The 23009-nt window shown below is 65.1% G+C and carries 18 protein-coding genes and 1 pseudogene; 7 read left to right on the top strand and 12 right to left on the bottom strand.

The features are described from left to right. Positions 1-167 precede the first annotated feature (167 nt). Complete coding sequence (locus KI242_RS17310) at positions 168-2255, top strand: EAL domain-containing protein (protein ID WP_011061594.1); 2088 nt, start codon at positions 168-170, stop codon at positions 2253-2255. A 9-nt stretch (positions 2256-2264) separates the two neighbouring features. Here KI242_RS17310 and KI242_RS17305 read toward each other — a convergent pair whose 3' ends face one another. Continuing rightward, positions 2265-4709 (bottom strand): hypothetical protein, encoded by a 2445-nt coding sequence (locus KI242_RS17305; RefSeq protein WP_212805381.1) that lies wholly within the window; start codon positions 4707-4709, stop codon positions 2265-2267. Between the two features lie 334 nt (positions 4710-5043). On the opposite strand from KI242_RS17305, the gene KI242_RS17300 reads away from it, so the two are divergent. From KI242_RS17300 to KI242_RS17290, 3 genes and pseudogenes are all read left to right on the top strand, one after another. Then, positions 5044-5301 carry a hypothetical protein gene (locus KI242_RS17300; RefSeq protein ID WP_041118491.1) on the top strand — a complete coding sequence of 86 codons (258 nt, stop codon included), beginning with the start codon at positions 5044-5046 and terminating at the stop codon, positions 5299-5301. After that, positions 5288-6459: pseudogene (locus KI242_RS17295) on the top strand (NnrS family protein). The gene KI242_RS17300 and the pseudogene KI242_RS17295 overlap by 14 nt, the downstream one beginning before the upstream one ends. Before the next feature lie 98 nt (positions 6460-6557). Beyond that, a complete protein-coding gene (locus tag KI242_RS17290; RefSeq protein WP_019095501.1) occupies positions 6558-7526 on the top strand; it encodes a sensor domain-containing diguanylate cyclase in 969 nt (322 codons plus the stop codon). Between the two features lie 63 nt (positions 7527-7589). On the opposite strand, the gene KI242_RS17285 is transcribed toward KI242_RS17290, so the two are convergent. The 9 genes from KI242_RS17285 to gloB form a co-directional block, all read right to left on the bottom strand. Then, positions 7590-8465 (bottom strand): hypothetical protein, encoded by an 876-nt coding sequence (locus KI242_RS17285; RefSeq protein ID WP_212805380.1) that lies wholly within the window; start codon positions 8463-8465, stop codon positions 7590-7592. A 70-nt stretch (positions 8466-8535) separates the two neighbouring features. Then, entirely contained in the window at positions 8536-9330 is a 795-nt protein-coding gene (gene fabI, locus KI242_RS17280) for an enoyl-ACP reductase FabI (protein ID WP_015635823.1), read from the bottom strand. 22 nt (positions 9331-9352) lie between these two features. Continuing rightward, positions 9353-10963, bottom strand: a complete 1611-nt coding sequence (locus tag KI242_RS17275) for an ABC transporter ATP-binding protein (protein WP_011061587.1) — start codon at positions 10961-10963, stop codon at positions 9353-9355. Between the two features lies 1 nt (position 10964). Then, a complete protein-coding gene (locus tag KI242_RS17270; RefSeq protein ID WP_011061586.1) occupies positions 10965-11984 on the bottom strand; it encodes an ABC transporter permease in 1020 nt (339 codons plus the stop codon). Position 11985: 1 nt separating this feature from the next. Further along, positions 11986-13059, bottom strand: coding sequence for a microcin C ABC transporter permease YejB (locus KI242_RS17265; protein WP_011061585.1), 1074 nt, complete (start codon positions 13057-13059; stop codon positions 11986-11988). Positions 13060-13061: 2 nt separating this feature from the next. Further along, positions 13062-14915 carry an extracellular solute-binding protein gene (locus KI242_RS17260; protein WP_011061584.1) on the bottom strand — a complete coding sequence of 618 codons (1854 nt, stop codon included), beginning with the start codon at positions 14913-14915 and terminating at the stop codon, positions 13062-13064. Next, on the bottom strand, positions 14912-16741 hold the full coding sequence (locus KI242_RS17255; RefSeq protein ID WP_015635821.1) for an extracellular solute-binding protein: 1830 nt from the start codon (positions 16739-16741) through the stop codon (positions 14912-14914). Before KI242_RS17255 ends, KI242_RS17260 begins: the two co-directional genes overlap by 4 nt. Positions 16742-16912: 171 nt before the next feature. Further along, complete coding sequence (locus tag KI242_RS17250; RefSeq protein ID WP_015635820.1) at positions 16913-18340, bottom strand: LysM peptidoglycan-binding domain-containing protein; 1428 nt, start codon at positions 18338-18340, stop codon at positions 16913-16915. A gap of 99 nt (positions 18341-18439) precedes the next feature. Then, positions 18440-19207: a hydroxyacylglutathione hydrolase gene (gene gloB, locus KI242_RS17245; RefSeq protein ID WP_077935024.1), complete on the bottom strand. Its 768-nt coding sequence runs from the start codon at positions 19205-19207 to the stop codon at positions 18440-18442. A gap of 65 nt (positions 19208-19272) precedes the next feature. Between gloB and KI242_RS17240 the strand changes: the two genes are divergently transcribed. Continuing rightward, positions 19273-20031: a methyltransferase domain-containing protein gene (locus KI242_RS17240; protein ID WP_015635818.1), complete on the top strand. Its 759-nt coding sequence runs from the start codon at positions 19273-19275 to the stop codon at positions 20029-20031. 109 nt (positions 20032-20140) lie between these two features. Beyond that, a complete protein-coding gene (gene rnhA / locus KI242_RS17235) occupies positions 20141-20593 on the top strand; it encodes a ribonuclease HI (RefSeq protein ID WP_011061579.1) in 453 nt (150 codons plus the stop codon). Positions 20594-20609: 16 nt separating this feature from the next. Here the strand turns inward: rnhA and KI242_RS17230 are convergent, their stop codons facing one another. Both KI242_RS17230 and KI242_RS17225 read right to left on the bottom strand, forming a co-directional pair. Next, complete coding sequence (locus tag KI242_RS17230; protein WP_015635817.1) at positions 20610-21560, bottom strand: glycerophosphodiester phosphodiesterase family protein; 951 nt, start codon at positions 21558-21560, stop codon at positions 20610-20612. Between the two features lie 146 nt (positions 21561-21706). Continuing rightward, positions 21707-22030: a DUF2388 domain-containing protein gene (locus tag KI242_RS17225; RefSeq protein ID WP_212805379.1), complete on the bottom strand. Its 324-nt coding sequence runs from the start codon at positions 22028-22030 to the stop codon at positions 21707-21709. A 196-nt stretch (positions 22031-22226) separates the two neighbouring features. Between KI242_RS17225 and dnaQ the strand changes: the two genes are divergently transcribed. Next, positions 22227-22976 (top strand): DNA polymerase III subunit epsilon, encoded by a 750-nt coding sequence (gene dnaQ, locus KI242_RS17220; RefSeq protein WP_015635815.1) that lies wholly within the window; start codon positions 22227-22229, stop codon positions 22974-22976. Positions 22977-23009 lie beyond the last annotated feature (33 nt).

The raw sequence follows: 23009 nt of genomic DNA, 5'->3' as shown, positions 1-23009 counted from the left end.
GATAAAAGACTGGGATCGGGGCCATTCAGTGCTTGCTGAATGGGGTTTCTTCAGTGGTATCTTCGCCGGTATTCGCTTGTCATGGCCTGGCGCTGCATTGCGTATCCATGGGGCGGGCGGCAACGTCCGGGGGGTATCGGACGCGCAGCGGCAAAGGGGCGGGGCTTATGCGAAACGTGGGGTTCAAGCTGTTTTTCACCCATCGTCTGGCACTCCTGGCGGGTGCCGAGTCATTACGCTCGATCCGCGAAGGCCTGTTGTGGCTGCTGCCGTGCCTGCTGGTCTCGGCGCTGCTGCTGATCCTCGGCCAGTGCGCCCAGGCGTTGGGTGCGCCGCCAGCATTGGTGGAGCTGCTGACCGGCCTGCACAACCGCATCAGTTCGATCATTCCCCTGCTGGTGGCGGCGTCCATCGGCTACATGCTGGCGATCAAATACCGCCTGCCCCAACTGCCGGTGGCCTTCCTCTGCCTGTCCCATGTGGTGATCGCCATCTACCTGCTGCGCGACTATCCGCGGGCGGCGGCGACCTTCGTGCTGTTCATCGCCATTGCCTCGCCCCTGGTCAATGTGCCGCTGATGGCCCGGCTGCACCGCCAGCGCTGGACCCGGCTGGTGGACGAGGGGCTGGTGGGGCACAACCTCAAGGGCACCATCAACATGGTGCTGCCGGGGATGGTGACCTCTTTGGTGCTGGTCTGCGTGTTGCAACTGCTGCTGCAGTTCCATGATTTTGCCTACGTCGAGCGGCCGATCGATATCGACGACCTGGACAACCCCTACCTCAACGCGATCTTCCTGACCTCGACCAATTCGCTGCTGTGGTTCTTCGGCATTCATGGCGCCCATGCCATGCAGCCGCTGATGGATGTGATGGACCAGGCCGTGACGCTCAACGCCGCGGATCAGGCCGCTGGCCGGCCATTGCGCTATGCCTTGAACAGCGGCCTGCTGGGCTGCTTTGCCTTCATTGGCGGCTCTGGCGGTTCCCTGGCGCTGGTGCTGGCGATCCTCGGTTTCTCGCGCAACCGCTCCATGCGTCTGCTGGCCTTGGCGAGCCTGGCGCTGTCGCTGTTCAACGTCAACGAACTGCTGCTGTTCGGTGTGCCGATCATCCTCAACCCGCGCCTGCTGGTACCGTTCATGCTGGTGCCGATGGTCAATGCCTGCCTGGCGCTGCTGGTGGTGCAACTGGGGTGGGTGAGCCCGGCGCTGGTGAGCCTGCCCTTTACCTCGCCGGTGCTGCTCAATGCCTACCTCAGCACCCAGGGCGACTGGGGCGCGGTGCTGCTGCAAGGGCTGCTGCTGGGGGTCGGCATCCTGATCTACATGCCCTATGTGCGCAGTATCCAGCGCCAGGGCGAGCAAAGTGCCCAGGTCTACCTGAAAACCTTCGACACCACCTTCCATGGCCTGGAGGAGCGGGGCCGGCTGTTCGAGCTGGACCCGATGGTGGCGTCCTATCAGCAGGCCGCCCAGCAGTCCTTGCAACTGGCCCGTATCCAGCAGTTGAGCGACTACGACTTCCACCTGGAGTATCAGCCCCAGGTGATCAAGGACAGCGGCTTGTGCAGCGGTTGCGAAGCGCTGATCCGCGCCCGTGACCGCGAGGGCAAGGTGCAGTCGCCCTGGGAACTGCTGCAGTGGCTGGGCCAGGCCAAGCTGATGCCCGAGGTGGATTTCTGGGTGGCGTCCCAGGCGGTGCGCCAGCACCTGGCGTGGCGCAAGGTCGGCTTCGAGCTGCCCATCACCATCAACATCTCCAGCGCCACCCTGGCCTCCCGGGAACATGGCCAGCGCCTGCTGGAGATTCTGGCCCGGGCCCAGGGCCAGGTGTCGGTGGAGATTACCGAGGATGCCCTGGTGGGCGATGCGCTGCTGACCCAGCAATGGATCGGCAAGCTCCATGCGCTGGGCGCCCGGGTCTATATCGATGACTTCGGCACCGGCTTTTCCGCCCTGAGCTACCTGCACCAGTTCCCGGTGGACGGGATCAAGATCGACCGCAGCTTTGTCCTCGCCCAGCGTGAACCCAAGGGCGCCCAGGTGTTGAACGGCCTGCTGCGTTTTTGCGAAACCCTCAAGCTCAAAGTGGTGGTGGAAGGGGTGGAAACCCGCGAGCAGCTGGATTTCCTGCAATCGAGTGCCGAACTGACCATCCAGGGCTGGTACTACAGCAAATCCCTGCCCGGGGAGCAGATCCCCGGTTTCGTCAGCCAGCGCGCGCGGGACGCCCAGGCACTGAAGGCCGATTGACCCCGGGGCTCAAGCCTCGGCGCGGAAGGCCGGGTGCGCCGGGCGGCGCAGCGCCTGCCACGCCCGGGCCTGGGGCCAGTCGGCGGCGCTCAGCCACAGCCCCTGGTGTTCACGCAAGGGTTCGGCAGGCAGGCGCAACAGGTCTTCCAGTGCCCACTCCAGGCTGCGGCCCGGATCGGGATCGTCCGCCGCCTGCCAATCCCGCTCGAACAGCTGCAGCGCCAGGCCCCGGGCATCGAAGTGCTGGAACAGCGGGCGGTGGCGCAGCCAGTCGGGGGCGATGCGCAGGCTGCGTTCCTGCACATCGAGCAGCAGCAACTGCCAGGCGCGGTAGCCCTGCTGCGGGTCGCCGGCGCCGAGCCGGAGCCGGGTCAAGGCCAGGTAGCGGGCGTCGGTGGACCAGATCAGCGACGGGGCCAGATCGCCTACTGCACAGCCGGAGGCGGTGAGCAGGTGGCCGCCGAGCCGCGGGCTGGTTTCCCGCAGCCAGCTGTCGGCGTACTCGGTTTCGCTGCCAAACAGCCACGCGGCGTCGCGGCCATCGGGGGCAGGCTGGATAAAGTCACCCTCGGCGACCGCGGCCTGAGGCCGATCCACCAGGCGCCAGGGCGCCACGGGCTGCAATTGGTCATCGATCACCAGCCAGTCCTGGCGCTCATAGCAGGGTTGCGAGGCCGGGCCTTCGGTGCAGAATGCCGCGGCGTGTTCAGGTGCGGGCGCCGGCCGGTTGAAGCGTTGCAGCGGGCTGCTGGCGTGGTCCGGGTCGAGGCGCCCGACCAGCACGGCCAGGCTCAGGCGGCCCTGGCGAAAGTCCAGCAGGCGCGCCGCCAGCAGTGCCGGGCTGTAGATCAGGCGCTGCTGTTGCAGGTCCGCCACCACCACCTGGGGGGCCAGCTCCAGGGTCTCGCTCCAGGGCAGCAGGGCCAGGTAGCGCTGGCAATCGGAAACCCGATGGTCCAGCAACCAGCACCCGGGCAGTTGCCAGGTGCCGATCTGGCATCGGTAGGCACCCAGGCCCCGGGGGTCGTCCGTCAGCCAGCTGAACAGCGCGCGCTGCTCGCCCAGCAGGGGCTGGGACTGGATCCGGCTTTCGCCCCGGGCCCCGCTGCCGTCCAGGGGCTGCAGCAACTGGGTGCGGGTCAGCGGCAGCTGCGCCACTTGCAGGCAGCCTTGCCGGTCATGGCCGACGCCGGTTTCGCTGTCGCTGTGGGTACTGTGCAAGCGATAGCCGTAGCGCCCGTGGTCCGCCTCGGCCAGGTCCAGGTATGCGCTGTAGCCCAGCCAGTGGCGATCCAGGCTGAGCAGCGGGCCAGGGTAGAAGGATGGTTCTGCATGGCTGGCGACCCAGGGCGCGGGCAATGCCCGCCAGCCCTTGTCGGCCTGCCACAGCCAGCAGCACGCGGCCTCAGGCTGCGCCTGCTCGTGGGCGATGCAGGCCAGGGCCCGGCCGTCGTCGCGCCAGATGCGGGGTGCGTCCGCCCGCAGCAGCAAGCCGCTGGGCTGGCCGTCGATACTTATGCGATAGGGCGGCGTGCGCAGGGGTTCCAGGGGTTGCTCCAGGGCCCTGAGGCTGGCCGGCAGCGCCAGGCTGGCGTGCAGCCGGTGTCTGCCGTGGGGTGCGCTTTCTTCGAAATCCTGGCAAGCCAGGGCCTCCAGCCACTGGCCCGGCTCCAGCCAGAGATCGGCTACCGCTACCAGTTCGACGCATTCGGCCTCCTGCAGCAGGCTGTTCAGGCTGGCCTGGTGCTGGCCGTTGTCCACCAGCGGGCTGTGGCGGCCGCTGAGGGTGTCGGCGCTGAAGGCATCCAGCTCCCAGAAGTGTTCCCGGTTGCAGCGGTACAGGCGGCGCTGTTCACGGTCGAGGATGGCCAGCCCCCAGTGTTGCCTGGAAGGCAGCGGCGCGGCGAAGTAGCGCCCGTCACTGGAAAACCGCGCCGAGGACCCCAGCCCTTGCAGCAGCACCCCATCGGGGAACAGGTAGTCGCAACAGGTGGGCCCGCCCATGGCGATCTCGCCGTGGTTGAACACCCGGATCGGCTTGCCCTCCGGGGTCTGTTGCGGTTCGTTGCCGCCCCAGGCGCTGATCGGTGTGGGGCTCGGCTGCACCAGCCCCAGGCGGCGTTCCAGGTGGCTGACCGCTGCCAGCCCGGCAAAGATGCTGGTGAAGGCGGCGGCGATATCCCAGTAGGCCGGCAGGGCCCGGCCCAGGCTGAAGCCCAGGCCGAACGCGGCGCTGATCATCAGCCGCGCCAGGCCGCGGGCGGTTTTAGGCCAGCCCAGGCGCGCCGCCAGGGTCATCGCCGCTGCGCAGCCGAGCAACACCCCCAGGGCCGCCGGGGGCGGCAGCAGGGTGACGAAGAAGATCGGGATGAGCAGGGCGGCCAACTGCCAGAGCAACTCCAGCAACAGGCGTGACAGGCTCTTTTCGGATGCGGGGGAGGAAGCTTCGGGCATCGGCGACATCCTTGTATGGGAGCGAGCGAGCTCGCGATGGGCGTCAACGATAACGCGGGTCTACAGGAAGTGCGCGGCGTTTTCCGATGCATCGCGAGCAAGCTCGCTCCTGCAGAGGGGGGATTGGCTCAAGAGGGGCAGTCTGCCCTTGCCGGCGAAAAAGGGCAGCGGGGAAAAATGCAGTCATATTGACTGCGTTGGCGGTCTTTATGACTTCTTCTTTATCTGGTCATAAAGACTCTTGAGGTGGCAGGGCCCGGTTTTACAGGCTCTGCGCGCTGGCATGAAACGTGAAGGGCCAGTCATGCCATTGTGTGTTCGAGGAGTTGTCGACATGAGCCGTTACTTCGATTCGCCGCTGCATGTATTGCACCTGTCCAATGCGCTGCTGTGGTCGGGCAGCCTGTTGCTGGGCCTGGGGGTGTACGCCGCCTATGTCCATTCCGGCCATTTGCCTATCGCCACCCTGGTGCTGATGCACAGCCTGGTGATTATCGGGCCGACCCTGTTGAAGATCGGTTATGTCATGCGCCTGCTGGCCCAGCGGCGCATGGCCCAGTGCCAGGGGAGGGCTGCCTGTGTCTTTGCCTGAAGCCTGGCACCGCTGGACCGGCCAGCCCCTCTGGAGCCTGGGGTTCCGCCCGTTCTTCCTCGCCGGCGCCGGCTTCGCCTGCCTTGCCCTGGTGGGGTGGGGCCTGTGGCTGCATGGAGCGCTGGCGGGCCTGCAACCGGTAGCCGGGATGCTGGCCTGGCACCGTCACGAAATGCTCTTCGGCTTTGCCGTGGCGATCGTTGCCGGCTTCCTGCTGACGGCGGTGGCCAACTGGACCGGCCGCCCGGGCCTGAGCCGTACGCCGTTGCTGTTGCTGTGGCTGCTGTGGCTGGCGGGGCGCCTGGCCTGGTGGCTGCCGCTGCCGGGCCCGCTGTTCGTTGTGGTGCAACTGGCGTTCATGCCGTTGCTGGCGGCGGTGATCGGGCGCGAGCTGTGGTGCGCCGGCAAGCGCGAGAACTACCCCATGGTCCTGGTCCTGGGGCTGCTGGCGCTGTTTCAGGGGCTGACCCTGTGGGGCCTGTTGGAACACCAGGACAGCTGGCAGCGGCGCGGCGAACTGGGCGCCTTGTGGCTGGTGGCGACCCTGATGACGGTGATCGGCGGCCGGGTGATTCCCTTCTTCATCCAGCGCGGGCTGCAACTGCCCCCCAGGCGCCGACATCGCCCTGGCCGACCCGGGTGTTGCTGGTGGGCAGCCTGCTGGCCGCGTTGTCCATGGCCCTGGGCGGCGGTGACGCTCCCCGCGGGTGGCTGGCGCCGCTGTTCGCCCTGCTGGCGGGGCTGCAAGGCTGGCGCTTGTGGCGCTGGCACCGGCCGGGGGTGTGGCGGGTGCCGCTGCTCTGGTCGCTGTACCTGGCCTACGGGTGGCTGGCCCTGGCAACCCTGGGCATGGCCCTCTGGCACCTGGGCTGGTCGATACCCCAGAGCCTGGTGACCCATGCCCTGGCGGTGGGTGGCCTGGGCGGGCTGGTGCTGGGCATGGTGGCGCGGGTCAGCCTCGGCCACAGTGGCCGGCCCCTGCAGGCTTCGCGGGCCATGGCCGGTGGCTTTGCGCTGCTGTTTCTGGCGGCCCTGTGCCGGGTCCTGCTGGTGCCGTTCAGCAGCCTGGGGCTGGGTCTTTCAGCGCTGCTGGCGGGCCTGGCGTTTGCCGTGTTCGTGGCTGGCTACGGGAGGATTCTGTTGGCCCCCCGGTTGTGAGGGCCACCTGCCCACTGGCTCCTGCCGCGCCGCTTTAGATGATAAGCCGTCGTTATTCTGGACTACGCTTGGAATCTTAGCCGCGAATGGAGTCAGCGATGTTGTATCCCAGCAAACCCAACAATGAGGCCTTGAGAATCCAGACCCTGCGGGAGCTGAATGTGCTCGACACCTCCCCGGAGGAGCGTTTCGACCGCCTGACCCGGCTGGCCAAGCGTCTGTTCAACGTGCCCATTGCCCTGGTCAGCCTGGTGGATGCCGACCGGCAATGGTTCAAGTCCTGCGTGGGGCTCGACGTCAGCGAAACCTCGCGGGACATTTCCTTCTGTGGCCACGCGATCCTCGGTGACCAGATCCTCACCGTGCCCGACGCCGGCCTGGACGAACGCTTCCACGACAACCCGCTGGTGGTGGGCGCGCCGGGCATCCGCTTCTATGCCGGTTGCCCGCTGACGGTGACCAATGGCAGCAAGCTCGGCACTCTGTGCCTGATCGACATCAAGCCCCGCGACCTGGACGACGAGGATCGGGCACTGCTACGGGACCTGGCGCGCATGGCCGAGCAGGAACTGGCGGCGGTGCAGATGGCCAGCATGGACGAGCTGACCCTGCTGTCCAATCGCCGCGGCTTCGAGGCCCTGGCCCGGCATGCCCTGGGGGTGTGCAAGCGCCTGGAAAAACCGGCGACCCTGCTGTTCTTCGACCTCAACGACTTCAAGCAGATCAATGACACCTACGGCCATGCCGAAGGCGACGGCGCCCTGAAGACCTTCGCCGACGTGCTGCGCATCGCCTTTCGCGAGAGCGATGTGATCGGCCGCCTGGGGGGCGATGAGTTCGTGGCCCTGCTGACCGCTGCCGACCATATCGAGACTTCGGCGATCATGGCGCGCCTGCGGGAGATTCTCGACGAGCGCAATGCCACCTTGAAGCGGGGTTATGACATCCGCTTCAGCGTCGGCCAGATCGAATACGACGCCGAACGCCATCCCGACATCGAGGCGTTGCTGGCGGACGCCGACAAGGCCATGTACCTGCACAAGCAGGCGAGCAAGCGGGCTCGCTGAGGGTTGCTGCCGCCAAGCCCTGCCCGGTGACGCGGGGCAGGGAAGGGCGTCAGTGGCAGGGCGCTATTGGCCGCGCTCCATCAGCGGTGGGCTATAGCTTTCCTCGATGTCGACCCCGGCCGCCCTGGCTCGGCTTTCAACTTCTGAGCGACGTTGCAGCCGTTCTTTCAAATGCGCAGGGAACAGGGTTCTCCATTGGGCTCTTTGTGCCTCTGCAAAGTCGCGGGTCCAGAACGTGTCCAGGGACATCAGGTTCAGGCTTATCAAGTAGACAGCGCTTTGCAGGGGGGCGCTTTTCGAGTCGTAGCGCAGGGCTCGGACATGCGCAATGTAGTTGCCGTGATAGAGATACCAGTCATAGAACATGTTGTTGCCCAGCCACTGCTCAAGGCTCATCTCATGGTTGGCATCGAACAGCGGGTGGCTGAGTGGCTGGGTACCCAGGAGGCTTTCCTTCCAGTCCAGCTTGTGCAACTCGCCAGCGGCTATTCGGGGGTCGGAAGGGAAGTAGTATTTTTGCCATCCAGCGTTCTTCAACGTCCTGAGAAGGTTATAGACAAGCGCCTTGTTGGCCTTGTGAGTGCTGTTGTCCGGCAGCCCGCGAAGGTCGATGTTCAATGCCTGGATGGTGTTTGAGGTATTGCCATCAACGGCAATCAGCAGCCCGGCCACCTGATCCAGTTCAAGCGTGCCCTCGGGCTGGGCCAGGCTCAGGTCAAGGAGTGCTCCCTGACGATCCGCCTCATACCAACATAGGTTGACCGCATCCAGGCAGTCGGCGGTAAAGCTCACCGGGCTCTTTTCTAGGAACTCGGCAACCGGTGTGCCCAAGGGGATGTGCAGGCGTGCGACGCTGCTCCGGGTTTTATTCGAGGCGGTATCTTGGGTGTTGTCGCAGCCGGCTAGAAACAGCACGAGCAACAGATAGCACAGCTTCATGTTTGGCCTTTCCAATGAGCGGGAGGGGGCAGGGTGGCGAGGGCGCAAGCCCCCTCGCCACCGCCGCAGATCACTCGTCGAGGTTGCCCATGGCGGTGGTGTTGAAACCCCCGTCCACGTACATGATCTCGCCGCTGATGCCCGAGGCCAGGTCCGAGCAGAGGAAGGCGCCGGCGTTGCCGACTTCTTCGATGGTGACGTTGCGCCGCAGCGGGGTTTGCGCCTCGTTGGCCGCCAGCATCTTGCGGAAGTTCTTGATCCCCGAGGCGGCCAGGGTGCGGATCGGGCCGGCGGAAACGGCGTTGACCCGGGTGCCCTCCGGGCCCAGGGAGCCGGCCAGGTAGCGCACGCCGGCTTCCAGGGAGGCCTTGGCCATGCCCATCACGTTGTAGTTGGGCATGGTGCGTTCGGCGCCCAGGTAGGACAGGGTCAGCAGGCTGCCGTTGCGGCCCTTCATCATTTCCCGACCGGCCTTGGCCAGGGCCACGAAGCTGTAGGCGCTGATGTCGTGGGCAATGCGAAAGCCCTCGCGGGTGGTGGCATCGGTGAAGTCGCCTTCGAGCTGGTCGCCAGGTGCGAAGCCCACGGAGTGGACGATGCAGTCCAGGCCGTCCCATTTTTTACCCAGCGCGGTGAAGACCTGGGCGATCTGCTCGTCACTGGCCACATCGCAAGGGAAACACAGCTCGGCGCTGGAGCCCCAGCCTGCGGCGAACTCCTCGACCCGGCCCTTGAGTTTTTCGTTCTGATAAGTGAAGGCCAGCTCGGCGCCTTCACGATGCATGGCGGCAGCGATGCCGGAGGCGATCGACAGCTTGCTGGCGACACCAACGATCAGGACACGCTTCCCAGCGAGAAAACCCATATGTTGCTACTCCTGTTTCAGGTTATTCGGCGCTTGCCGGAGCCAGGAAGGCGGCTTCCAGCAATTGCCGTGTGTAAGGGTGTTGCGGGGCGTCGAAGATGCCCCCGGCGTCCCCCTGTTCCACCACCTGGCCGTGCTTGATCACCATCAACTGGTGGCTCAGGGCCTTGACCACCGCCAGGTCGTGGCTGATGAACAAGTAGGTCAGGTTGTACTTGCTTTGCAGTGTGCGCAGCAGTTCCACCACCTGGCGCTGCACCGTGCGGTCCAGGGCCGAAGTCGGTTCGTCCAGCAGGATCAGCCGCGGCTTGAGCACCAGGGCCCGGGCGATGGCGATGCGCTGGCGCTGCCCGCCGGAGAACTCATGGGGGTAGCGGTGCCGCGTGTCCGGGTCCAGGCCGACCTCCTTGAGGGCTTCGATGATGGCCTGCTCCTGCTCCTGTTCACTGCCTATCTTGTGGATGCGCAGGCCCTCGCCGACGATCTGGCTCACGCTCATGCGCGGGCTGAGGCTGCCGAAAGGGTCCTGGAACACCACCTGCATTTCCCGCCGCAGCGGCCGAACCTGTTGCTGGGTCAGGCTGTCCAGTTGCTGGCCCTCGAAGCGAATGCCGCCCTGGCTGGCAATCAGGCGCAGGATCGCCAGGCCCAGGGTCGACTTGCCCGAGCCGCTTTCCCCAACGATGCCCAGGGTCTGGCCCTGGGGCAGGCTGAAGTGGATGCCGTCCACTGCCTTGACGTGATCCACGGTGCTGCGCAGCAGGCCTTTCTTGATCGGGAACCAGACCTTGAGGTTGTTAACCTCCAGCAGCGGCGGGCCAATCTCGTTGGCCGCCGGCAGGCCGCTGGGTTCTGCGGCCAGCAGTTCCCGGGTGTAGGGATGCTGCGGCGCGCGAAACAGATCTTCGCAGGATGCCTGTTCGACGATGCAGCCCTTCTGCATGACACAGACCCGGTGGGCAATGCGCCGCACCAGGTTCAGGTCGTGGCTGATCAGCAGCAGCGCCATGCCCAGGCGCGCCTGCAGTTCCTTGAGCAGCTCGAGGATCTTCAGCTGCACGGTGACATCCAGGGCTGTGGTGGGCTCGTCGGCGATCAGCAGTTCCGGCTCGTTGGCCAGGGCCATGGCGATCATCACCCGTTGCCGCTGGCCGCCAGACAGCTCGTGGGGCAGGGCCTTGAGACGCTTGTGCGGTTCGGGGATGCCCACCAGCTCCAGCAGTTCCAGGGTGCGCCGGGTGGCGACCTTGCCGGTCAGGCCCTTGTGGATGCCCAGCACTTCGTTGATCTGCTTCTCGATGCTGTGCAGCGGGTTCAGCGAGGTCATGGGCTCCTGGAAGATCATCGCGATGCGGTTGCCGCGGATATGGCGGATGGTCTTCTCTTTCAGGGTCAGCAGGTCGTGCCCGGCATACTGGATGGTGCCGCTGGGGTGGTGCGCCAGAGGGTAGGGCAGCAGCCGCAGGATGGAGTGGGCGGTGACCGATTTGCCCGAGCCGCTTTCGCCCACCAGGGCCAGGGTCTCGCCGCGCTTGATGTCGAAGCTGACGCCTTGCACCACCCGCTGGCGGTGCTCGCCGGTGACGAACTCCACCGCCAGGTCGCGGACTTCGATCAGGTTGTCCTGGGTCATGTCATTTCCTCGGGTCGAAGGCATCGCGGGCGGATTCGCCGATGAACACCAGCAGGCTGAGCATGATCGCCAGCACGGCGAAGGCGCTCATGCCCAGCCAGGGCGCCTGCAGGTTGGACTTGCCCTGGGCCACCAGCTCGCCGAGGGATGGCGCCCCCGGCGGCAGGCCGAAACCGAGGAAGTCCAGGGCGGTGAGGGTGCCGATGGCGCCGGTGAGGATAAAGGGCATGAAGGTCATGGTGGAGACCATGGCGTTGGGCAGGATGTGGCGGAACATGATGGCGCCGTTCTGCATGCCCAGGGCCCGGGCCGCGCGCACGTACTCCAGGTTGCGCCCGCGCAGGAACTCGGCCCGCACCACGTCCACCAGGCTCATCCAGGAGAACAGCAGCATGATCCCCAGCAGCCACCAGAAGTTGGGTTGCACGAAGCTGGCGAGGATGATCAGCAGGTAGAGCACCGGCAGGCCGGACCAGATCTCCAGGAAGCGCTGGCCCACCAGGTCCACCCAGCCGCCGTAGAAGCCCTGCAGGGCGCCGGCGATGACGCCGATGATGGAGCTGAGAATGGTCAGGGTCAGGGCGAACAGCACCGACACCCGGAACCCGTAGATGACCCGGGCCAGTACGTCGCGGCCCTGGTCGTCGGTGCCCAGCAGGTTGTCCGCCGAGGGCGGCGCCGGGGCCGGCACCCGCAGGTCGTAGTTGATGCTCTGGTAGCTGAAGGGGATCGGTGCCCAGAGTACCCAGGCATCCTTCTGCGCCAGCAGTTCGCGGATGTAGGGGCTCTTGTAGTTGGCTTCCAGGGGGAATTCGCCGCCGAAGGTGGTTTCCGGGTAGCGCTTGAGGGCCGGGAAGTACCAGCCGCCTTCGTAGTGCACCACCAGCGGCTTGTCGTTGGCGATCAGCTCGGCGCCCAGGCTGAGGACGAACAGCACCAGGAACAGCCACAGCGACCACCAGCCGCGCTTGTTGGCCTTGAAGCGCTCGAAGCGCCGGCGATTGAGGGGGGACAGGTTCATCTCAATGCTCCCGGCTGTCGAAGTCGATGCGAGGGTCGACCAGGGTGTAGGTCAGGTCGCCGATCAGTTTCACCACCAGCCCCAGCAGGGTGAAGATGAACAGGGTGCCGAACACCACCGGGTAGTCGCGGTTGATCGCTGCCTCGAAGCTCATCAGGCCCAGGCCGTCGAGGGAGAAGATCACTTCCACCAGCAGGGAGCCGGTGAAGAAGATGCCGATGAAGGCCGAGGGGAAGCCGGCGATCACCAGCAGCATGGCGTTGCGGAACACATGGCCGTAGAGCACCCGGCGCTGGGTCAGGCCCTTGGCCTTGGCGGTGACCACGTACTGCTTGTTGATCTCGTCGAGGAAGCTGTTCTTGGTCAGCAGGGTCATGGTGGCGAAGTGGCCGATCACCAGGGCGGTGACCGGCAGCGCCAGGTGCCAGAAGTAGTCGAGGATCTTGCCGCCCCAGCTCAGCTGGTCGAAGTCGTTGGAGGTCAGGCCGCGCAGGGGGAACCAGTTGAAATAGCTGCCGCCGGCGAACACCACGATCAGCAGGATGGCGAACAGGAAGGCCGGGATCGCGTAGCCGACGATGATCGCCGAACTGGTCCAGACATCGAAGTGGCTGCCGTGGCGGGTGGCCTTGGCGATCCCCAGGGGGATCGACACCAGGTACATGATCAGGGTGCTCCACAACCCGAGGGAGATGGACACCGGCATCTTCTCCTTGATCAGGTCCACCACCTTGGCGTCACGGAAGAAGCTGTTGCCGAAATCCAGGGTGGCGTAGTTCTTGATCATGATCCACAGGCGTTCCGGCGCCGACTTGTCGAAGCCGTACATGTGCTCGATTTCCTTGATCAGCGCCGGGTCCAGGCCCTGGGCGCCGCGGTAGCTGGAACCGGCCACCGAGACTTCGGCGCCGCCGCCGGCGATGCGGCTGGTGGCGCCGTCGAAGCCTTCGAGCTTGGCGATCATCTGCTCCACCGGGCCGCCGGGTGCGGCCTGGATGATCACGAAGTTGATCAGCAGGATGCCCAGCAGCGTGGGGATGATCAGCAGCAGGCGGCGAAAGATATAGGCCAGCATGGTCAGTACACCGCTTCGGCCGGGGCCGCCTGGTTGTCCGGGGTCGGTTCAACGGCCGGCTTGGCACCGGGCTTGATCCACCAGGTGTTGACGCCGATGTCGTACTTGGGCGCGACCTTGGGGTGGCCGATATGGTCCCAGTAGGCCACGCGCCAGGTCTTGATGTGCCAGTTGGGAATCACGTAGTAGCCCCATTGCAGGACCCGGTCCAGGGCCTTGGCGTGGGCCACCAGGCTGGCGCGGGAATCGGCGTTGATCAGGTTTTCCACCAGGCTGTCGATGGCCGGGTCCTTGAGGCCGATGTAGTTGCGGCTGCCGGGCTTGTCGGCACTGGAGGACATCCAGAACTCGCGCTGCTCGTTACCCGGGGAGTTGGACTGGGGGAAGCTGCCGACGATCATGTCGAAGTCCCGCGAGCGCACCCGGGTGATGTACTGGGACACGTCGACCCGGCGGATCACCAGGTCGATGCCCAGGTCGGCCAGGTTGCGCTTGAACGGCAGCAGTACGCGCTCGAACTCGGTCTGGGCCAGCAGGAACTCGATCACCACCGGCTTGCCCTGGGCGTCGACCATCTTGTCGTCGACGATGCGCCAGCCGGCTTCCTGCAACAGCTGGTAGGCCTGGCGCTGCTGGGCGCGGATCATCCCGCTGCCGTCGCACACCGAAGGGGAGAAGGCCTGGTCGAATACCTGCGGGGGGATCTTGCCCCGCAGCGGTTCGAGGATGGCCAGTTCCTCGGGCCCCGGCAGGCCGGTGGCGGCCATTTCCGAGTTCTCGAAGTAGCTGCGGGTGCGGGTGTAGGCACCGTTGAACAGCTGCTTGTTGCTCCACTCGAAGTCCAGCAGCAGGCTCAGCGCGTGACGCACTCGCACGTCCTGGAACATCGGCCTGCGGGTGTTGAAGACAAAACCCTGCATGCCGGTGGGGTTGCCGTTGGCGATCTGCTCCTTGATCAGGCGGCCCTGGGCCACGGCCGGAATGTTGTAGGCGTTGGCCCAGTTCTTCGCGCTCATTTCCAGCCAGTAGTCGAACTGGCCGGCCTTGAGCGCTTCCAGGGCCACGGTGTTGTCGCGGTAGTAGTCGCTGGTGATCACGTCGAAATTGTAGAAGCCGCGGTTGACCGGCAGGTCCTTGGCCCAATAGTCCTTGACCCGCTCGTAGCGGATCGAGCGCCCGGCCTTGACCTCGGTGACCTTGTAAGGGCCGCTGCCCAGGGGAATCTCCAGGTTGCTCTTGGCAAAGTCGCGGCTTTGCCACCAGTGCTTGGGCAGGATCGTCAGCTGGCCGAGGATCAGCGGCAGCTCGCGGTTGTTGGTGTGCTTGAACTTGAACAGCACCCGCTGCGGGTCTTCGGCGATCACCTGGTCGACGTCAGCGTAGTAGCCGCGGTACAGCGGCGAGCCGGCGCTCATCAGGGTCTGGAAGCTGAACACCACGTCTTCGGCGTGGATCGGCTGGCCGTCGTTGAAGCGCGCCTCGGGGCGCAGATAGAAGCGCACCCAGCTGTTGTCCGGGGCCTTCTCGATCTTGCTGGCCACCAGGCCGTACTCGGTGAACGGCTCATCCAGGCTCTGGGCCATCAGGGTGTCGTAGACCAGGCCGATGTTCAGCTCCGGCACGCCCTTGCTGATGAACGGGTTGAGGCTGTCGAAGCTGCCGAAGCCGGCCATGCGGAAGGTGCCGCCCTTGGGCGCGTCGGGATTGACGAAGTCGAAGTGCTGGAAGTTCGCCGGGTATTTCGGCGCTTCGTTGTACAGGGTCACGGCGTGTTGCGGCGCAGCCTGGGCATAGCAGGCGATGGCGCTGAACAACAGGCCGCTGGTGCGCAGAAGCAGGGCACGCAGGGGCATCATTGGGCGTTCTCCATGGACTTCAGCCACCAGGCGCCAAGGCCCAGGGTATAGGGCGGCGTGGTGACGAAGGCGAACCGGTTACGGTAGGCCAGGCGGTGATAGTTGAGGTACCAGTTGGGAATCATGTAGTGCTGCCACAGCAGCACCCGGTCCAGGGCCCTGCCCGCGGCCAGTTGGTCGTCGCGGGTCTGGGCGGCCAGCAGCTGTTCCAGCAGGTGGTCGACCACCGGATTGTTGATGCCTGCGTAGTTCTTGCTGCCCTTGACCGAGACCTGGCTGGAGTGGAAGTACTGCCATTGCTCCAGGCCTGGGCTCAGGGTCTGGTTGAGGGTCATGAGGATCATGTCGTAGTCGAACTGGTCAAGACGCTGCTTGTATTGCGCCCGGTCCACGGTGCGCAGGCGGGCGTCGATGCCGATGCTCGCCAGATTCTCCACGTAGGGCTGGAGAATCCGTTCCAGGTTGGGGTTGACCAGCATCAGTTCGAAGCGCAGCGGTTGCCCGGCACTGTTCTGCAGGCGCTGGCCATTGAGCTTCCAGCCCGCCTCGCCGAGCAGCCCCAGGGCCTTGCGCAGGGTGTCACGAGGGATGCCGCGGCCGTCGGTGCGCGGCAGGCTGAAGGCCTGGCTGAACAGGCTGGCGGGTAGTTGCTCGCGGTAGGGCGAGAGCAGCAGCCATTCATGGCCCTGCGGTACCCCGGTGGCGGAGAACTCGCTGTTGGGGTAGTAGCTCAGGGCGCGCTGGTAGGCGCCGCTGAACAGGGTGCGGTTGGTCCACTCGAAGTCGAACATCATGCCCAGCGCCTCGCGCACCCGCACGTCGGCGAAAGTGGTGCGGCGGGTGTTCATGAACAGGCCCTGGGTCTGGGTCGGGATCTGGTGCGCCACCTGGGCCTTGATCACCTCACCGCGGTTGACCGCCGGGAAGTTGTAGCCGTTGGCCCAGTTCTTGGCCTGGTGCTCGATATAGATGTCGAACTCGCCGGCCTTGAAGGCTTCGAAGGCCACGTCGCTGTCCCGGTAGAACTCCACTTCGACCCGGTCGAAGTTGTTGAAGCCGCGGTTGACTGGCAGGTCCTTGCCCCAGTAGTCCTTGACCCGTTCGAACACCAGCTGGCGCCCGGGCTGTACCTGGGTGATGCGGTACGGGCCGCTGCCCAGGGGCGGGGTGAAGGTGGTGGCCTTGAAGTCGCGATCCTTCCAGTAATGCTGAGGCAGCACCGGCAGTTCGCCCAGGCGCAGGATCAGCAAGGGGTTGCCGGCACGCTTGAACACGAAGCGGATGCGCTGCGGGCCGAGGATATCCACCCGCTGCACTTCCTGCAGGCTGGTGCGGTATTGCGGGTGGCCTTCCTTGAGCAACAGGCGATAGGAGAACGCCACATCGTAGGCGGTGATCGGCTTGCCATCGTGAAAGCGTGCTTCGGGGCGCAGGTTGAACACCACCCAGCTGCGGTCCTCGGCGTATTCCACCGAGCGGGCGATCAGGCCGTAGCTGGAAGTCGGCTCATCACCGGAAGGCGCATACAGGCCGGTGCCCACCATCAAGGGTTCGTTGAGCTCGTTGACCCCGTATTGCAGGAAATTCGGCGTGGCGACCGGGCTGGTGCCCTTGAAGGTGTAGGGGTTGAGGGTGTCGAAGGTGCCAAAGGCCATGACCCGCAAGGTGCCGCCTTTGGGCGCAGCGGGGTTGACCCAATCGAAATGGGTGAACTTTGCCGGGTATTTGAGCGTGCCAAACTGCGCGTAACCGTGACTTTCGGTGATCGTCGCGCTTGCGGGAAAGCTCAAGGCCAGGCTGATGAAGAGCAGGAGCAGGGGACGCATCGAGACAGAGATCCGATCCAGGCGGCTTGGGCTTTGTGCTCCGTACAGTAACAGCTTGTATCAGCAGGAAAAAGCTCGCTGGCGCGCGCTTCGTGCAATTGAAATTTCCCGTAGGAGCCGGCTTGCCGGCGAAGGCTGTTCGCCGGCAAGCCGGCTCCTACAGGGCAGATTTCAGTGCGGCAGGTACACCGTCAGCATCTGGCCGGGCTTGAGGGCCTGGGCCGCGCGGGGGTTCCAGCGCTTGAGGTGCTGCATCTCGACATTGAAGCGCTTGGCCACCATGTACAGCGAGTCGCCCTGCTTGACCTTGTACTGAGTCGACTTCTTCTTGTTGCTGGCCAGGCTGGTTTTCTTGCTGGCCACCTTGCGGGTGTCCTGCATCACCAGCGTCTGGCCGACCTTGAGGTTCTTGCCGCTGAGCTTGTTCCAGCGCTGCAGGTCCTGGACGTTGACCTTGTTGGCCTTGGCAATGAGGGTCAGGTTGTCGCCATTCTTGACCCGGTAGATGCGCTTGGCCCGCAGCGAATCACGCCCTTCGTCGCGGTCGAAGACCGGTTTGAGGGAGCGCTTGCTGATCAGTTCTTCGGGTTTCATGGTGGACAGGCTGGTGGTCAGCAACTGTGCCTTGGAAGTCGGCACCAGCAGGTGCTGGGGGCCGTCGATGGTGGTGCGCTGCTTGAACGCCGGGTTGAGCTGGAACAGCTCGTCCTCGTCGATGTTGGCCACCGCCGCGACCTTGGACAGGTCCATGCGCTGGTTGATCTCCACCACCTGGAAGTAGGGTTCGTTGGCGATCGGGTTGAGGTTCACGCCGTAGGCCTGTGGGGCCAGCACCACCTGGGACAGGGCCAGCAGCTTGGGCACATAGGCCTGGGTCTCGGCCGGCAGCGGCAGGTTCCAGTAGTCGGTGGGCAGGCCGAGCTTTTCATTGCGCTCGATGGCCCGGCTCACCGTGCCTTCACCGGCGTTGTAGGCGGCCAGTGCCAGCAGCCAGTCGCCGTTGAACATGTCGTGCAGGCGGCTCAGGTAGTCCATGGCCGCGGTGGTGGACGCGGTGATGTCGCGGCGGCCATCGTAGAAGCGGGTCTGGCGCAGGTTGAAGTAGCGCCCGGTGGCCGGGACGAACTGCCACAGCCCCACCGCATCGGCCCGGGAATAGGCCAGGGGGTTGTAGGCGCTTTCGATGACCGGCAGCAGGGCCAGTTCCAGCGGCATGTTGCGCTCTTCGAGACGCTCGACGATGTAGTGGATATAAAGGCTGCCGCGCTCGCCGGCATTTTCCAGGAAGGAAGGGTTGCTGGCGAACCACAGGCGCTGCTGTTCAATACGCGGGTTGACGCCCAGGCCTTCTTGCAATTGGAACCCCTGGCGCATGCGTTCCCAGACGTCCTGGGGTACTTGCGGGCTGGGCTGGTTGCTCAGCCAGATGGGTTTCTGCTTGATGCGGGCGTTGAAATTCTGTGTGTGTGTCGCGTCGCTCTGCGGGGCATGGCCGGTGCTTTGGCAGCCCGCAAGAGTCGCTGACACAGCTACCGCGATGGCCTGGGCCAAGCGCGTCAATGCGTCTGAACTGATGGAATAACGAATAGATGACGACATTGGCTGGAAGTAAGTTCCGGGCAAAAATGTCGGGCGATTCTAGAAAGCACCCGGGGTGCGGTCAACCATTCAGAATTTTTGTACCAATCGATAGCCTGCTTAGAACTTATCTTTCCAAGCCCGCAGAGCCGCAAAGACCGCACTCTGCGACTGGTTATCCTGGCCATTCCGTTCGTCCGCTTTTTGTTTAACGGATGTTTCACCGGTACGCAGGAACGGGTTGGTCAATTTCTCCAGGGCCAGGGTCGAGGGCAGAGTCATGCGCCCTTGCTCACGCATCTGCGTGACCTTCGCCAGGCGTTCGGCGATGTCCGGGTTGGCCGGTTCCACCGCCTGGGCGAAGCGCAGGTTGCTCAGGGTGTATTCGTGGGTGCAGTAGATCAGGGTGTCGTCCGGCAGCGCGGCGAGGCGGCCGAGGGAGTGGTGCATCTGCTCCGGGGTGCCCTCGAACAGCCGGCCACAACCGGCCGCGAACAGGGTATCGCCACAGAACAGCAGGCCATGGTGGTAGTAGGCGATATGCCCCAGGGTGTGGCCGGGCACGGCGAATACCTCGAACTCCCAGCCGAGGATGCTGACCCGCTGGTTGTCTTCGAGGCCGATGTCGCGGGCCGGGATTTTTTCCCGGGCCGGGCCATAGACCGTGGCCGCGCTGTGCTGCTTGAGGCGTTCGACGCCGCCGACGTGATCGTGGTGATGGTGGGTGATCAGGATGTCGCTGAGCACCCAGCCCTGGTGCTGTTCCAGCCAGGCCAGTACCGGCGCCGCATCCCCCGGATCGACGACTGCGCAGCGCTGGCTGCGATGATCTTGTAACAACCAGATGTAGTTATCGGTGAAGGCGGGCAGGGCACTGATCTGTATCATCTTCGGATTCGCCAAGCGGAAAACAATGGCGCATCTTAGAGCTTCTTGGCGTGTTGGAGAATGCAATGACCGATAAAGCCTTCGCTCAGGCAGATCCCGACTGGCTGGCCCTGATCAGTGCGGCCCGGGAGTGGCTGTCCGGCCCCCTGGGGCAATTTCTGCTGGATGAAGAGCGGCGCATGCTCGAAGAGGAACTGGGGCGTTTCTTCGGTGGCTACCTGGTGCACTACGGGCCCTCGGCGCAAACCCCGCCGGCGGCGCCCCAGGTGCAACGCAACGTGCGTCTCGGCGCGCCCTTGCCCGGGGTGGAGATCGTTTGCGAGGAGCAGGCCTGGCCCCTGAGCGAGCACGCCGCCGATGTGGTGGTGCTGCAGCACGGCCTGGATTTCTGCCTGTCGCCCCATGGCCTGCTGCGCGAGGCGGCCAGCAGCGTGCGCCCTGGGGGGCATCTGCTGATTGTCGGCATCAACCCCTGGAGCACCTGGGGCCTGCGCCATGTGTTCGCCCATGATGCGTTGCGCCTGGCCCGCTGCATCTCCCCGTCGCGGGTCGGCGACTGGCTCAACCTGCTGGGCTTCGCGCTGGAGAAACGCCGCTTCGGGTGCTATCGTCCGCCGCTTGCTTCAACGGCATGGCAGGCGCGGCTGGCCGGCTGGGAACGCAGGGCCGGGCACTGGCAACTGTCCGGCGGCGGCTTCTACCTGTTGGTGGCGCGCAAGATCGCCGTGGGCCTGCGCCCGGTGCGCCAGGTGCGGCGCGAGCCGATGGGCAAGCTGGTACCGCTGCCCATGGCCAAGGTCAACCGCCGCAACAGCGAGCCTTGATGAACTGTTGAAACCCTCTTTTTATACACTCTCGGCCGGCGTAGCCCGGCCCTGGGCCCGGTCGATCGCGGTCGGCGGGCCAATGGCAATTTTCTGATGGAAGGCGTGGATGAGCGATAGCGTAGAAATCTTTACCGACGGTGCCTGCAAGGGCAATCCCGGCCCCGGTGGCTGGGGCGCGCTGCTGGTGTGCAAGGGCGTCGAAAAGGAGCTCTGGGGCGGCGAAGCCAACACCACCAACAACCGTATGGAGCTGATGGCGGCGATCCGCGGCCTGGAAGAGCTCAAGCGCCAGTGCGATGTGCAACTGGTCACCGACTCGCAGTATGTGATGAAGGGCATCAACGAGTGGATGGCCAACTGGAAGAAGCGCGGCTGGAAGACCGCCGCCAAGGAGCCGGTGAAGAATGCCGACCTGTGGCAGCAGCTCGACGAACAGGTCAACCGCCACAACGTCACCTGGAAATGGGTGCGCGGCCACACCGGCCATCACGGCAACGAGCGGGCCGACCAGTTGGCCAACCGTGGCGTCGACGAGGTCCGCGGCTACAAGCAGCCCTGATGCCCTGAGCGGCCAATCAGCGACAAGGCAGCGGCCGTTCGAGCCGCTGCTTCATTTCCCCCATCGCACGGGGCGAATCCACCAGCACCGCATCCATCTTCAGGCAAGTGGCCGCCTGGTAGTCCTCGGCCGTATTGATGCCGATCGCCAGCATCCGCACCTTGCCCCGTGACTGAAAGCAATCCACCGCAGCGGGCGTCCACAGCCGGGCATCGACCTGGGAGCGCGCCTCGCCCAAGGTAAAGGTCTCGACCAGTTGCACCGGGCGCCGGTACTCGAAAGCCACCCAACTGCCGGGTGCAGGTGGTGCGTTGCAGTGGTGGGCGAGGGCGACGCTGGCCAGCCGGTCCCGGGTACTGTCCCTGGATTCGAACAGCCGGGCCTGGGGATAGGGCGCGAAAGCCTGCTGGTAGCCGGCATCGGTGGAGTAGATCAGCACCCGGTTCCAGGCGTGCAGCTGTTCCAGCAAGCGGGCGACGGCCTGGGCCTGGGGGGCAGCCGGCAGGGCCTTCATGTCGAGAATCACCGGCACCGACTCGGGGATCGCCATCAGCGCCTGACGCAACGACGGCAGGCTCACCGGCTGGGCGCGATAGGGAAAGCTCACCTGGCCATCGGCTGCTGTCTGCTTGAAATTCCACCCGGCATTGAGTGCCTGCAACTGCGCCAGGGTGTGCTGGTTGACTGCGCCTGTGGCCTGGGTATTGGCGCTCAGGTCGGCCGGTCGGTACAGCACCGGTACGCCATCGCGGCTGAGCTGCACCGTCAGCCAGAGCATGTCGACGTTATTGCGCAGGGCGTTGTCGATGGCCAGCAGGGTGTTCTCGGGAAAGTCCGCGGCGCCGCCGCGATGGGCAACGATCAGCGGCCGTTGTTGGCTGTCGCTGTCGGTGTGCGCAAGGGAAGAGCAGCCACTGATGCAGGCCAAGGCCAGCAGCAGTGGGAGCATCTGTCGAGTCTTGAGCATGGGAGGGCGGTTCCTGTGGGGTGAGTGCAACGCCGGGTATCAGCACCCGCGCGCCAGGGTGAGGCCGCACGGTAACGCAATAGCCTTGTTCGCATAAAGAAACGGCTGGGGCGCGCGATGAATTAGCTGCGGATGCGCCTGGGGGCTCAGAGCGCAAGCATGGCGCTGGCCAGTTGCAGGTCGCTACAGGGCGGGGCGCCGAGCACCTGGCGAATGTGCATCAGGGCGGCTTCCAACCGGGCGCCACGGATCTCGCCGGCGGTGGCCACGAAGGCCGCGGCATCGCTCTGGGCGGCGAGCACAAGTTTGTCGTCCTTGAATGAGCTGCTGGCTTTGGAGCTGCCCTCGGTTGAGCTCAGGGTCAGGCTCATGCTGATGTCGGTGCTGATCACCAGGGCGCTGGCCTGGACGAGGTCGGCGAACAGGCAGGCGCAGAGCACGCAGGCCAGTCGGGTTTTGCTGGGGGTCATGGCAGGGCTGGGTCCGGCGGAAAATATCGTCGGGCACCCTAGCGCTTTGCGTTGCAACGAACTGCAGCAGCTTTGCTAAGGATTGTTAAAAACTGCACAGGCTGGGGGCTGATGAATCCGCCATGGGTGTCCTGCCGCCAGAGCGTGCTAAAATCCCGCGCTTTGAAACACTTCCACCGTTGAGAACTGACCCCTGATGGCCAACAGATCTGTTGTACTCGATACCGAAACCACCGGCATGCCGGTGACCGACGGCCACCGGATCATTGAAATCGGTTGCGTCGAGTTGATCGGTCGGCGCCTGACCGGCCGGCACTTCCACGTTTACCTGCAACCGGATCGCGAGAGCGATGAGGGCGCCATCGGCGTCCACGGCATCACCAACGAATTCCTGGTGGGCAAGCCGCGTTTCGCCGAAGTCGCCGACGAGTTCTTCGACTTCATCCAGGGCGCGCAGCTGATCATCCACAACGCGGCGTTCGACGTTGGCTTCATCAACAACGAATTCGCCTTGATGGGCCAGCACGAACGGGCCGACATCACCCAGCACTGCACCATCCTCGACACCCTGATGATGGCCCGCGAGCGGCACCCGGGGCAGCGCAACAGCCTCGACGCCCTGTGCAAACGCTACGGCGTCGACAACTCCGGCCGTGAACTGCACGGCGCCTTGCTCGACTCGGAGATCCTGGCCGACGTCTACCTGACCATGACCGGTGGCCAGACCAGCCTGTCCCTGGCAGGCAATGCCTCGGACGGCAACGGCTCTGGCGAGGGGGCCGGCCAGGCTTCGGAAATCCGCCGCTTGCCGGCCGATCGCCCGCGCGGGCGGATCATCCAGGCCAGCGAGGCCGAACTGGCCGAGCATCAGGTGCGCCTGGAAATCATCGCCAAGTCCGCCGGCGCCCCGGCCCTCTGGACCCAGTTGCTCGAAACCCAGCAGTAAGCCTTTGCTGTGGCCGCTGCCGCAGGCGGCTAA

Source organism: Pseudomonas sp. Eqa60, assembly GCF_018326405.1.
Classification (GTDB): Bacteria; Pseudomonadota; Gammaproteobacteria; order Pseudomonadales; family Pseudomonadaceae; genus Aquipseudomonas; species Aquipseudomonas protegens.
The sequence above is the reverse complement of the archived record's forward strand: the minus strand, read 5'-3'. Positions and strand labels throughout refer to the sequence as shown.